14 protein-coding genes are annotated in these 12739 nt (G+C 46.9%); 2 read left to right on the top strand and 12 right to left on the bottom strand.

The window, feature by feature from the left end; all coding sequences use genetic code 11:
* Nucleotides 1-76: 76 nt before the first annotated feature.
* The 9 genes from fdx to trmJ form a co-directional block, all read right to left on the bottom strand.
* Nucleotides 77-415, bottom strand: a complete 339-nt coding sequence (gene fdx / locus GWI56_RS04765) for an ISC system 2Fe-2S type ferredoxin (protein ID WP_006081852.1) — start codon at nucleotides 413-415, stop codon at nucleotides 77-79.
* Between the two features lie 8 nt (nucleotides 416-423).
* Nucleotides 424-2286 (bottom strand): Fe-S protein assembly chaperone HscA, encoded by a 1863-nt coding sequence (hscA, locus tag GWI56_RS04770; RefSeq protein WP_198572276.1) that lies wholly within the window; start codon nucleotides 2284-2286, stop codon nucleotides 424-426.
* A gap of 67 nt (nucleotides 2287-2353) precedes the next feature.
* Nucleotides 2354-2878 (bottom strand): co-chaperone HscB, encoded by a 525-nt coding sequence (gene hscB, locus GWI56_RS04775; RefSeq protein WP_113940596.1) that lies wholly within the window; start codon nucleotides 2876-2878, stop codon nucleotides 2354-2356.
* A gap of 16 nt (nucleotides 2879-2894) precedes the next feature.
* Nucleotides 2895-3218, bottom strand: coding sequence for an iron-sulfur cluster assembly protein IscA (gene iscA, locus GWI56_RS04780; protein ID WP_006081855.1), 324 nt, complete (start codon nucleotides 3216-3218; stop codon nucleotides 2895-2897).
* Nucleotides 3219-3232: 14 nt separating this feature from the next.
* Complete coding sequence (iscU, locus tag GWI56_RS04785) at nucleotides 3233-3616, bottom strand: Fe-S cluster assembly scaffold IscU (RefSeq protein ID WP_006081856.1); 384 nt, start codon at nucleotides 3614-3616, stop codon at nucleotides 3233-3235.
* Nucleotides 3617-3653: 37 nt separating this feature from the next.
* The gene (locus tag GWI56_RS04790) at nucleotides 3654-4868 is read right to left on the bottom strand and encodes an IscS subfamily cysteine desulfurase (protein WP_028759818.1); all 1215 of its coding nucleotides are present in this window, start codon (nucleotides 4866-4868) and stop codon (nucleotides 3654-3656) included.
* Nucleotides 4869-4948: 80 nt separating this feature from the next.
* Entirely contained in the window at nucleotides 4949-5410 is a 462-nt protein-coding gene (gene iscR, locus GWI56_RS04795) for a Fe-S cluster assembly transcriptional regulator IscR (protein WP_006081858.1), read from the bottom strand.
* Between the two features lie 378 nt (nucleotides 5411-5788).
* Nucleotides 5789-6610, bottom strand: a complete 822-nt coding sequence (gene cysE, locus GWI56_RS04800) for a serine O-acetyltransferase (RefSeq protein ID WP_028759817.1) — start codon at nucleotides 6608-6610, stop codon at nucleotides 5789-5791.
* 40 nt (nucleotides 6611-6650) lie between these two features.
* A complete protein-coding gene (gene trmJ, locus GWI56_RS04805) occupies nucleotides 6651-7379 on the bottom strand; it encodes a tRNA (cytosine(32)/uridine(32)-2'-O)-methyltransferase TrmJ (protein WP_028759816.1) in 729 nt (242 codons plus the stop codon).
* Nucleotides 7380-7532: 153 nt separating this feature from the next.
* Here trmJ and suhB point away from each other — a divergent pair, with 153 nt between their 5' ends.
* Nucleotides 7533-8336, top strand: coding sequence for an inositol-1-monophosphatase (gene suhB, locus GWI56_RS04810; RefSeq protein WP_028759815.1), 804 nt, complete (start codon nucleotides 7533-7535; stop codon nucleotides 8334-8336).
* Between the two features lie 276 nt (nucleotides 8337-8612).
* Here the strand turns inward: suhB and lolE are convergent, their stop codons facing one another.
* The 3 genes from lolE to GWI56_RS04825 form a co-directional block, all read right to left on the bottom strand.
* Entirely contained in the window at nucleotides 8613-9863 is a 1251-nt protein-coding gene (gene lolE / locus GWI56_RS04815; RefSeq protein ID WP_198572277.1) for a lipoprotein-releasing ABC transporter permease subunit LolE, read from the bottom strand.
* Nucleotides 9860-10555: a lipoprotein-releasing ABC transporter ATP-binding protein LolD gene (gene lolD / locus GWI56_RS04820; RefSeq protein ID WP_198572278.1), complete on the bottom strand. Its 696-nt coding sequence runs from the start codon at nucleotides 10553-10555 to the stop codon at nucleotides 9860-9862. The genes lolE and lolD overlap by 4 nt, the downstream gene beginning before the upstream one ends.
* Before the next feature lie 135 nt (nucleotides 10556-10690).
* Nucleotides 10691-11923, bottom strand: coding sequence for a lipoprotein-releasing ABC transporter permease subunit (locus GWI56_RS04825; protein WP_198572279.1), 1233 nt, complete (start codon nucleotides 11921-11923; stop codon nucleotides 10691-10693).
* 94 nt (nucleotides 11924-12017) lie between these two features.
* Here GWI56_RS04825 and GWI56_RS04830 point away from each other — a divergent pair, with 94 nt between their 5' ends.
* Nucleotides 12018-12659: a hypothetical protein gene (locus GWI56_RS04830; protein ID WP_198572280.1), complete on the top strand. Its 642-nt coding sequence runs from the start codon at nucleotides 12018-12020 to the stop codon at nucleotides 12657-12659.
* Nucleotides 12660-12739: the final 80 nt, after the last annotated feature.

Raw genomic sequence — 12739 nt, forward strand, 5'->3', positions numbered from 1 at the left:
TTAGTTGCACAAATGCTCAACGCCAAAAGCAAAAAACCAGTCACGTGGACTGGTTTTAATCATTATCGAAGCAATATTAATTGCCTTCGCTAACCATGTTAACCGTGTATTTAGGGATCTCAATCACCATGTCAGTGTCGACCACTTTAGCCTGACAAGATAGACGGCTTTCGGGCTCGAGTCCCCATGCTTTGTCTAACATGTCATCTTCTAGCTCATCACTTGGCTCAAGATCATTAAAGCCTTCACGCACGATACAGTGACACGTCGTGCAAGCACAGGACTTTTCACAGGCATGCTCGATATTGATGCCATTACGCAGCGCAACATCGAGAATGGTCTCACCAACATTCGCCTCAAGCACAGCGCCATCAGGGCACAACTCGGCATGGGGAAGAAAGACTAATTGGGGCATTACATCACCTATATGTTGTCGATCGACTGGCCTTTGAATGCCACTCGAATAGAATTGTCCATACGTCTGGCAGCAAAATCTTGGGTTTGCTCATCCAGTTTTTCAATCGCGAGCTTAATCGCATCGGCATCATCGCCCGCGGCAACTTGCGCCACATTGGCCATAGTAGCATCGATCTGAGCACGCTCATCGGCATTCAGCAAATCGCCATCCTTCGCTAACGCGGCATGTAAAGACTCGAGTACCCTCGCCGCCTCCACTTGCTGCTCGGCCAGCATACGACGACCTATATCGTCTTTGGCATACTTCATCGAATCTTTCAGCATAGTGGCAATTTCAGTATCCGATAAACCAAAAGACGGCTTAACTTGAATACTAGACTGCACGCCGGTGGATTTCTCCATCGCGGTCACGCTAAGTAAACCATCGGCATCCACTTGAAAGGTCACACGAATATGCGCAGCACCAGCGGCTAACGGCGGAATACCTTTTAAGGTAAAACGCGCCAGTGAGCGGCAATCGGCAACGAGCTCACGCTCGCCCTGCACCACATGGAATGCCATGGCCGTTTGACCATCTTTAAAGGTGGTAAATTCCTGCGCCCGTGCAACCGGAATCGTGGTATTACGCGATACCACTTTTTCCACTAAGCCGCCCATGGTCTCTATGCCTAATGACAAAGGGATCACATCGAGCAATAACAAATCCGATTCGGGTTTGTTACCCACTAAAATGTCGGCTTGAATGGCCGCGCCAATGGCGACAACACGATCGGGATCGATAGACGTCAGGGGTGGTTTACCGAAGAAAGCTTCGACCTGTTCACGCACTAATGGCACGCGCGTTGAACCGCCAACCATCACAGTTTCAAGCACTTCATCCGTCGTCACGCCCGCATCACGCAGGGTACGGCGACAGCTGGCAATCGTCTTTTTCACCAATGCCGCAATCATGGCATCAAATTCAGCTTTAGTAACGATTTGCGTCAGTTCAGTACCATCGGCAAGGATCACTTTTGCTTCAGTTTCTGCTGCATCCGTTAAGGCTTCTTTGACTCGACGCGATTCAATCAACAACTGACGACTTAATTGTGAGTCGATGTCGCTAAGCTGCCACACTTGTTGCATATGTGCTTGCAGTAAATGATCGAAATCATCGCCGCCAAGCGCTGAATCACCACCAGTGGCTAACACTTCGAATACACCGCGATTCAAGCGCAAAATAGAAATATCGAAAGTACCGCCGCCTAAATCATAGATGGCAATCACGCCCTCTTGCTTAGAATCTAAACCATAGGCAATCGCAGCAGCAGTCGGTTCATTCAACAAACGTAGCACTTTAACACCCAGCAAAGCTGCGGCATCTTTTGTGCCTTGGCGCTGGGCATCATCGAAATACGCAGGCACAGTGATCACCACGCCTTGCAGTTCGCCGCCTAAGGTTTTTTCAGCGCGGGCGATCAGCGGACGTAAAATCTCCGCAGATACTTGCACGGGATTCACTTGGCCTTGGGGAGTCACAAATAAAGGTAAACCGTTTTCGCTTTCGGCAAACTCGTAGGGTAATGATTGCTCGCCAGCTTGAATATCCGCTAGGCTGCGGCCCATAAAACGCTTTACCGAAACGATCGTGTTTTGCGGATCCTGCGCCGAACTCAACGCCGCAAGTGCGCCGACTTCGACTGAATCTTGGGTATAACGCACGATAGAAGGTAATGAATGCTGTCCAAGTTCGTCCGGCAGGGTTGCCGTCTCTCCACTTCGAACGGCCGCCACCAAAGAATTGGTCGTACCTAAATCGATGCCAACGGCAAGTCTATGTTGGTGCGGCGCGGCACTTTGACCGGGCTCAGCTATCTGCAAAAGGGCCATATATATCCAACTTAGTAATGCCAACTCAAGCGTACTTGAGTCAGCAAAGTAACATAAACACGGAAAATCAATCTAACAGAGCGTCTTCGACTCTGGTCAACTCGTCGTGTAATTTTGCCATAAATTTGAGTTTGCGAACTTGATCTGCCGCTAACAATGCATCTTCAGCCTGCTCACTGGTTAACAGTTGAGTCAATTGCTGAGTGAGTTGCGCGCGGTACTGCGCAAAAGATTGATATAGCTCGTCAATACTCGCTTGAGGATCGGCACTATCGCGTATATCTTCTAACGCCTCGCGCCATTCCATTTGCTGCATCAAGAAGCCAGTATCTTTCACTGTCGTGGTTTCATGGCTTAATTCAATACCACGCAGCGATAACATATGCTCGGCGCGGCGAATGGGATCTTTTAAGGTTTGAAAACCATCATTGACTTGCGCCGTGCGCTGCACCGACAGCAATTTTTGCTGATCAGTATCATTGGCAAATTTATCGGGATGAACCGCCCGTTGCAGTTCGCGATAGCGTTCTGCAAGTAAGGCGGTATCAATATCGAAGGCAGGGGAAAATTTAAACAGCTCGAAATAATTCATGCGTCAACTTTAGCGGTTAAACAGTGAAACTCTCACCACAACCACACTCACCTTTTGCGTTAGGATTATTAAATTGGAAGCCTTCATTCAGCCCTTCTTTAACAAAATCCAGCTCGATCCCTTGAAGATAGATAAGGCTCTTGGCATCTATGATGATTTTCACATCTTCGATATCAAACACTTCATCATCATCATTTAAAGAATCAACGAACTCAAGTACATAAGCCATACCAGAACAGCCTGATGTTCTTAAGCCGAGACGCAGGCCTACACCTTTGCCTCGGTTGACTAAGAAAGATCTGACACGATCGGCTGCCGCTGGGGTCATTGTAATCGCCATCTTAACTCCAGATGTTACTTAGCTTGTTTCGATTTGTACTCGTCGATAGCAGCTTTAATGGCATCTTCAGCCAAAATTGAACAGTGGATCTTCACTGGTGGCAATGCCAATTCTTCAGCGATATCCGTGTTTTTGATCGCCGCAGCTTGTTCGATAGTCTTGCCTTTAACCCACTCAGTTACCAGTGAGCTAGACGCAATCGCGCTACCACAACCGTAGGTTTTGAACTTAGCGTCTTGAATGATGCCATCAGCACCAATTTTCAACTGAAGTTTCATCACGTCACCGCAAGCAGGCGCGCCTACCATACCGGTCACGACCGAAGGATCGTTTTTATCAAAAGAACCAACGTTACGTGGATTCTCATAATGATCTATCACTTTTTCACTGTAAGCCATGGTACTGCTCCAAAATTATCTATTGTAAAGGTCAGAATTAATGATGTGCCCACTGAACTTGGTTCAGGTCGATCCCATCTTTAAACATTTCCCACAAAGGAGACATTTCTCTTAATTTATCAATAGATTGAGTAATTACTTCGATAGCGTGATCGATTTCTTCTTCGGTTGTGAAACGGCCGATTGAGAAACGAATCGAGCTATGTGCCATTTCATCATTTAAGCCAAGTGCACGTAATACGTAACTAGGCTCTAGGCTGGCTGAGGTACAAGCCGAACCCGATGAAACCGCTAAATCTTTCAGTGCCATCATTAACGACTCGCCTTCAACATAGTTGAAGCTGACGTTGAGGCTACCGCTAACACGGTCAATCGCATCACCATTGATATAGGTTTCTTCAATGTGCTTGATGCCATTCCATAATTTGTCACGTAATGCACCGATACGCGCGTCATCAGAGGCCATTTCCGCTTTTGCGATTGCAGCAGCTTCACCTAAACCTACGATTTGATGCGTTGGTAACGTACCGCTGCGCATACCACGCTCATGACCGCCACCGTGCATTTGCGCTTCTAAGCGAATGCGAGGCTTACGGCGAACATATAAGGCGCCGATACCTTTAGGACCATACATTTTGTGACCAGAAATCGAGATCAAATCCACTTTAGTGGCTTGCACATCGATAGGCACTTTGCCTGCACTTTGTGCCGCATCCATGTGGAAAATAATGCCCTTTGAACGGCATAGCTCACCGATTGCATCGATATCGTGGATCACACCGATTTCGTTGTTCACGTGCATGATGCTGACAAGGATAGTGTCGTCACGCATTGCCGCTTCTAAACGTTCCATCGGAATGATGCCGTTTGCCGCAGGCTCTAAATAAGTCACTTCGAAACCTTCACGCTCTAATTGGCGACAAGTATCGAGAACCGCTTTATGTTCAGTCTTACTGGTGATGATGTGCTTGCCTTTCTTGTGATAGAAATGAGCAACACCTTTTATCGCTAAGTTGTTCGATTCCGTCGCGCCAGAGGTAAACACAATTTCGCGGTGATCGGCGTTAATTAACTCGGCAACTTGGTTGCGAGCAATATCCACCGCTTCTTCGGCTTGCCAGCCGTAGCGGTGTGAACGTGAGGCCGGATTACCAAAGATGCCGTCCATTGTCATGCATTGGAACATCTTTTCCGCGACTCTAGGATCAACAGGCGTGGTGGCGGCATAATCTAAATAGATAGGAAGCTTCATAACACACTCCGTACTGAGCAGTCTCTGGTAGAGGCTACATACAACGTACAAAAATTATTTTTATATATAACAAAGTGCCGCTATAAACTGACTCTTTGTTCCTTTTGCATAGTGTCTTGCTTAAGTGAGATAAATTGCACATCTCGCTTCTGCATCAAGCCGGCAAGACTGATACCATCTAAAAAATCGGAAATTTGTTTGCTTAAATCGCCCCAAAGTGAATGGGTTAAGCAGCGAGTTCCACTCTGACAATTGCCAAGTCCTTGGCAACGAGTCGCATCGACAGACTCGTCTACAGCATGGACAACCATGCCGACTGAAATATCATTGGCTTCTAGGCCTAAGCGATAACCACCGCCCGGTCCACGTACACTGGCAACTAAACCGTGTTTTCTTAGCTTAGCGAAGAGTTGTTCCAGATAGGAAAGCGAAATCCCTTGTCTTTCAGAGATATCCGCTAAGGGAACTGGTCCCGATGCTGAGTGGATTGCCACATCTAGCATAGCGGTTACTGCATAACGACCTTTTGATGTAAGTTTCATAACTACCATAGCTCCCGAACAGGTATGCATTATTTCAACATACCCGAGTAATTCAGTCAAGTATTAAAACCTACTAAAACACTCAAGTATATGAGTGTGCACATAACCAATACCCTTTCATCTTGGTGGGGTATTTAACCTTTTTCTAGCCTAAGATTCAATGCTAAAGCGCCAATTAATCGACATCTAGCACGATATAAACGCAGGATAAAAGTGATCTCGGTACTATGGCGCGATCAAACTTAGGTTTGATCGCAATATGCGCCTTTACAACAGGATAAGCTAAAGTAAAACGCTAAACGAGACCCTTGTAAGGGTCAGCCTTTAAGCAAGTTAGACCGCTAAGTTAAATCATTTCGTTGAACCATTTCTTGAAACTTAGATACTCGGATCAAACTCATCTAATGCACTATGGCGTTTTTCCGCTGCCGCTTTTTCTGCATCATTGAACTCGCCCATATCAAGCTCTGGCAGTTTTTCAGTGCAGACATTGCCACCCAGCCCTTGAATGGCTTGACACAACTCTTGAACTTTCGAGTCCATCAAATGCATGTGATCGAGCATCTGCCCTATTGCATTGGCCACCGGATCGGGATTATCCGGTGATACCGCGTACGCATCGAAGCCATATTTTTTTGCCATCGCGCTGCGGCGTTCAGTTTTCTCTTTCGATTGCGGTGACGGTGTAGCCACTACGCGCCCAGGAATCCCCACAACCGTGGTATCTTTGGGCACATCTTTCACCACAACAGAATTAGAACCCACACGCGCACCATCGTGCATGGTAATAGGACCGAGGATTTTTGCCCCTGCGCCCACCACCACGTTATTGGCTAACGTAGGGTGACGTTTCCCCGCCTGCCAGGTGGTTCCACCAAGCGTGACACCGTGATAAAGGGTGCAATCATCACCAATCTCAGCCGTTTCACCTATCACAACGCCCATACCGTGGTCGATAAAAAATCGATGACCTATGGTTGCCCCAGGATGGATTTCAACCCCTGTCAACCAACGGGAAAACGTCGATAAACAACGTGCCGTTAAGCGCCAATCGCGCTTCCATAGCTTATGGCTTATCCGATGCAACCAAATGGCATGCATGCCTGGATAGTTAACCAAGATCTCAAACGCGCTACGCGCCGCAGGATCACGGTGATATATAGATTCAATATCTTCTTTTAGCCTAGCTATCACGCCCATTGTTTATCCTTCGCGATTAGTGTTAATTATTAAGGTTTGGCTATTTTTCTTTAGAACCCGCCACTTTCTCAATTGACGTCAAAATGCCCCTGAGGATATTCATTTCCTGACTCTCAATCCGTGCACGACTAAACAAGCGGCGAAGTTTCATCATCACTTGTCCAGGATGGTTCTTGATGATAAATCCAGTGGATAACAGTGTCGTTTCAAGGTGTGCAAAAAAACGTTCCTGATCGGCAGCCAAGGGATACTCAGTCAGCTCTTCTTCGGCAACATCTTTTTGCGCGAGATGGGCAACGCGGGTTTCATAACAAATGATTTGTACGGCTTGCGCCAGATTAAGCGAGCTGTACTCTGGATTTGCAGGGATAGCCACATGATAAGTGCACTGTTGCAGCTCTTCATTGCTTAAACCATGGTTTTCACGGCCAAACACAATCGCAACAGGGCCTTTAAGTGCCTCGGTCGCTAATTTCACCCCAGCTTGTCTTGGCTCTAACATGGGCCAATCTAAGGTGCGACTGCGCGCGCTGGTTGCAATCACTAGACTGCAATCGGCAATCGCTTCAGCAAGTGAATCCACTTTCACAAGATGTTTCAGAATATCCGATGCACCCGCGGCTAATGCTATGGAATGACCATCGGGCTCAACCCGGGGTTCTGCAAGATACAGAGTAGACAGACCCATAGTCTTCATCGCTCTGGCAGTAGAACCAATATTGCCGGGGTGCGAAGTCCCCACTAAAACCACTCGAATATTACTTAGCATGAAACAACTTAATTTAATTCATAAAACGTTGGGGACGAATATTATCACAGCCATTGCCGAATGCTTATATGAAAATCGGTATTTGATATAACTATCAAATCGAGTATAATACCGCCCGCTATTTTAACGTTCTTTAACATCCAGGGGATTGCAATGCATCCGATGCTGACGATTGCTGTACGCGCTGCCCGCGCGGCCGGCCAAACTATTATGCGCGCCTATACTGAACTTGACCGTATCGAAGTCAGTTCAAAAGGTATCAACGATTTTGTTACCAGTGTAGACAAGGAAGCAGAAGCGACAATTACTTACCAAATTCGTAAATCTTATCCTGATCACACTATCGTGGGTGAAGAGAAAGGCGAAAACCGCGGTGAGAATAAAGACTATGTTTGGATAGTCGACCCTCTGGATGGCACTAACAACTTTGTTAGAGGCATTCCCCACTTCGCGGTTTCTATCGCTCTGCAATACAAAGGCAAGACTGAAGTTGCCGTTGTTTACGATCCTGTCCGTGAAGAACTCTTTACCGCCGTCCGTGGTAAAGGCGCCAAACTCAATGATTTCCGTCTGCGTGTTACCAACGTGAATGAATTAGCGCCTACTATGATTGGTACTGGCTTCCCATTCAAGGCGCGTCAACACACTGAAACTTACATGGCTATTTTCGGCGAAGTCTTCGGCCAATGTGCTGACTTACGTCGCGCAGGTTCTGCCGCATTAGATTTAGCCTATGTTGCCGCGGGTCGTTTGGACGGTTTCTTCGAAATCGGCTTAAAGCCATGGGATATCGCTGCTGGCGATCTGATTTGCCGCGAAGCGGGCGGTACTGTGACTGATTTTACTGGCAACCATAACTATTTGGTTTCGGGCAACATCGTTGCTGGCTCGCCTAAGGTGACCACAGAATTAGTGAAGATCATGCGTCCATTATTGAACGAAGGCTTAAAGCGTTAATCAAGATTAACACTTAGCTTTAAATAAACGCATAAAACAGATACAAAAAAGGCCAGTGGTAATCTCTTTAAGAGCACCCACTGGCTTTTTTGTTTATGTGGTTTTCATTCTAAAGCCTTAAGTATTCGAGTCATCAAGTCCTCAGTCACCACAATATCGTATTTAGAAATAGTATAGTAATTAAGCAATAGTCATTGGGAAGAAAGGAGTGTCCTGAAAACATCTGCACTGATTTCAGCCCAAATCGGCTAACAGGACGAACAGCTATTTATCCAGTTATCTACCCGCTAACGCTTGTGCTGGTGCAATTTGGCTCGCCTTCCAAGCGGGATACAAAGTCGCGATTAAACTCATCACAAACGCCATCACAATCACCAGTACTGCATCCGAAACATGTAACTCAGACGGTAAAAAATCGACAAAGTAAACATCGGCCGAGAGCAGTTGAATACCGAGTAACTGCTCAACTGAGCTCGCAATCGCACTTAAATTCAGCGCCACACTCACGCCGATAATGCCGCCAAGACCACAGCCAAGCAGACCGTTTAACGCGCCCTGCACCATGAAAATCCCCATCACAGCCAAACGACTCAAGCCCATGGTCATCAAAATCGCAATTTCGGACGCTTTATCCCGCACCGCCATGACTAAGGTGGAGACAATGTTAAAGCAGGCCACACCAATCACCAACACTAAAACTAAATACATCACAGTGCGAACTAACTGAATATCTTGATATAAATGCCCTTGGGTACGGGTCCAGTCACTGATATACACAGACTGCTTTTGCGCATAACCGAGTTCGCGCACTTTTACTGGTGCATCAAACACTTTATCGACGCTAATACGCACACCCGTTACACCGTTATTCATGTTCAAGATCTGCGCCGCGTATTGCAATGGAATATAAGCGGTTGTCAGTTCAAGCTCACCGCCCAGATGATAGGTGCCTGACACCACAAAACGATGGCTCTTCGCCGCACGTAAACTGCCTGCCGCGTCTGGATCGATATCCTGTACATATAAGGCCAGCGTATCACCCACCTCAAGCCCCAACTTAGTCAATAAACTCTCGCCAAGGACGATATGATTCTCATCTTGGCTCAGACTCTGCCAGCTTGCATCACTCATAAACTGTGACAAAGTTGAAACCTTCGTTTCTTCTTTCGGATCAATACCCACCACGGCTAAGCCTTGAAAACCACCTGGCTTCTGCACTAAACCTTGCATGCGGATAAAGGGGGCTACACCACGAATACCTTCAATTTGTAGCGCACCTTGCGCAACACTCTGCCAATTGACGATAGGTTCGTCCACCCCGACAATGTCCGCCTGTGGCACTACACCCAGTAATCTTTGCTCTAGCTCTCGCTCAAAACCATTCATTGCAGACAGAACTATGATCAATACCGCCACACCTAAAGCGATACCGGCAGTCGATGCAAAGGAAATAAAACTAATAAAACTGTTGGATTGGCGGGCGCGATAAAAACGCCAACCAATGGATAGGGCTAACGGTCCTTTCATACTTGGGTTTCCGCCGCTAATTGCAAGTAACCGTTTTTCATCATCAGTTGGCGGTCCATACGGGCAGCCAATTTATGATCATGGGTCACCACCACAAACGCCGTACCTAACTGATCGGCCAGCTCGCGGATCAACTCATAAACCGCATCGCCACTGTTAGCATCTAAATTACCCGTAGGTTCATCGGCCAGCACTAACTTAGGTTTATTAATCAACGCCCTTGCGATAGCGACACGCTGACGTTCGCCGCCCGATAGTTCGGCGGGAATGTGGGTCATGCGATGGCCTAGCCCTACCCGCTCCAATAAGACTTTGGCATCGCCGAGCGCTTGTTTACGATCTTTACCTTGAATAAATGCCGGCATAGCGACGTTTTCTAGCGCAGTGAATTCAGGCAATAAATGATGGAATTGATAGATAAAGCCGAGATCTTGATTGCGGATCTGCGCTTGACGCGCACTAGACACTTGGTATAAATCTTCGCCTAGCAACAAGACTTTGCCCGCGGTTGGCTCATCCAAAGTCCCCATAATATGCAGCAGCGTACTCTTACCTGAGCCTGAGCTGCCGACAATCGCCAACTGTTCGCCCTTAAACACCTGCAAATCGACATTAGACAACACTTGCGTGGTCACGGCGCCATCATGGTAACTCTTACTGACACTCTGCACTTGCAGTAACACGTCTTGCATTGAAGTTCTCTCTTAAACATGCTTTGGCATCAATTTATTTCATTAAATCAATGCATTAAATTATTTTCATCTTAGCAAACCATCACTCACGGATGAATACCCATGGGTGACGACTATTCGTAAAAGCTCACGAGTTTACTCGTATCTCAACGCAGTTGCAGGTTGCACTCTGGCCGCACGCAGCGCGGGATATAAGGTCGCCAACAAGGTGACCAATAGCGTGCCTATCACGATCACTGACAACTGCATCAACTCCAGTTTTACTGGTAAACTCTGTCCCGCACCTAAAATCGAAATGCCTAAGGTCGTCATAATGCCATTCAGATTCAAAGTGATAAGTATACCTACCGCGAGCCCAAGCACTAAACCAAGTACAGCATTGAGCGAACCCTGCACCACAAAAATGCCCATCACGGCGGGCGTGGTTACGCCTTGGGTTTTTAGCACTGCCACATCCGTGGTTTTATCGACCACCATCATCACTAGCGCCGAAACAATATTGAATGCGGCCACGGCCACAATCAGGCTCAGCATCAGTGACATCATGTTCTTTTCCATTTTTACCGCACCAAACAAGTGACCATAGGTATCACGCCAATCGCTAGTTGTTACCTTAATATCTTGTTTAGCGAGAACATCCTGCACTTTAGACGCTAAAGCGGGCGCACTAAAGGGATCGGTTAAATAGAGTCTAAGCTGATCAATAGCCTCACTCGGTTGACGCATTAGACGCTTTGCATCTTGATAATGGATATATGCAACGCCTGCATCAACCTGAGAGCCCATTTCAAAAATGCCAGATACCAAGAACTTACGTTGACTCGGCACTGGGCCTAATGGGGAGTACACCACACCATCGCCACTCAATAATCGTACCGTATCACCGGGAGCGACTTTGAGTTGCCGTGCGAGCTCAGATCCTAAAATCACCTTGAAGTCGCCACTCGTCAACTGTTCAAATGCACCTGAGTAAGTGTGCTGCGCAACGGAGGATAACTTTTGTGCTAATTCGGGAAACACCCCATAAACCTGCACAGCGCGAATATTCGACGCAGATTGCACCATGGCCTCCGTCGATACGCTCGGTGTAACGCCTAACACTCCCGGTAAGGCTTTAAGCGCACTCGCCTGCTTTGTCCAATCGACTAATGGCGCTTCGCTATAAAGGGTTAATTGTGGCACTGCACCTAAGATACGTTGCTTAAGTTGGCCTTCAAGGCCATTCATCACTGAGCTGACAACGATCAAGGCTGCAACGCCTAAAAAAATGCCCGAAACGGCAAATAAGGTAATGAACGACGCGAACGCGTTCGCTTTTTTGGCCCGCCAATAACGGTAACCAATATAGAAAGGGAATCCTGGATTCATTGAGAGAGGGTTGCGTCCTGTGTGCTGAACTTGCTAAATCATGAAGATGGGCACGATAATAGGGGTATTGGTCCTATAAATAAAGAGGCAAGCCTTGTTCACTGACACCAATCCGTATTTTAGTGTGCCTCACCACTTTACCGCCTACCTAAGCCAATGGCCGAGTTCCCAGCCATTACCCTCAGAAATGGCACTGCGATCAATGCAATCATTAGGCATTCAACTGCTCAGCGAAGTCAAAACACTCGAAGCTAACTGCTTGCTACAGCTGCGCCATTTAGATAACGAGGCAAAAGTTGTCGTGGATTTTTTAAAGCTGCAATCCCGCAAAGTAGATCTAGTGCTGCAACATGTATTAGAAAAAGAAACCCAAGAGGGCGAAAAATGCTTTGGTAACCAATTTGGTGGCAGTGGCCTGAGATTACTCACTCCAACAGCCTTAGATATTGGCTCCCACTATAAAATCACTCTGTTTATTCACGACGAATTAGTTGCCATTCTCTGTTTTGGCAAAGTCATCGCCACTCAAGCACAAAAAATAGCACAAGCCGAAGGCGATATGAGTCGTAATGACAGTACAGAGCAACATACTCAACCTGAACATCTACAATGGCAAACCGACTTTGAATTCAGTCAAATTCTTGAATCTGACGTGGAGCAATTAGTCAAAGCCAGCCTCAATGTACAACAGAAACAACTCAAGTTACGCAAACTCGCCAGAGACGAGCATCAATAGCCGCTGACTTTTCTCTGGCACCTACGCCATCAAGTCTCTACAATGTCTGCAACTCTTTGTGAATGAATCAGTTTATCGCA

Origin of the sequence: Shewanella sp. DW31 (assembly GCF_015767295.1) — a bacterium.
GTDB lineage: Bacteria > Pseudomonadota > Gammaproteobacteria > Enterobacterales > Shewanellaceae > Shewanella > Shewanella oncorhynchi.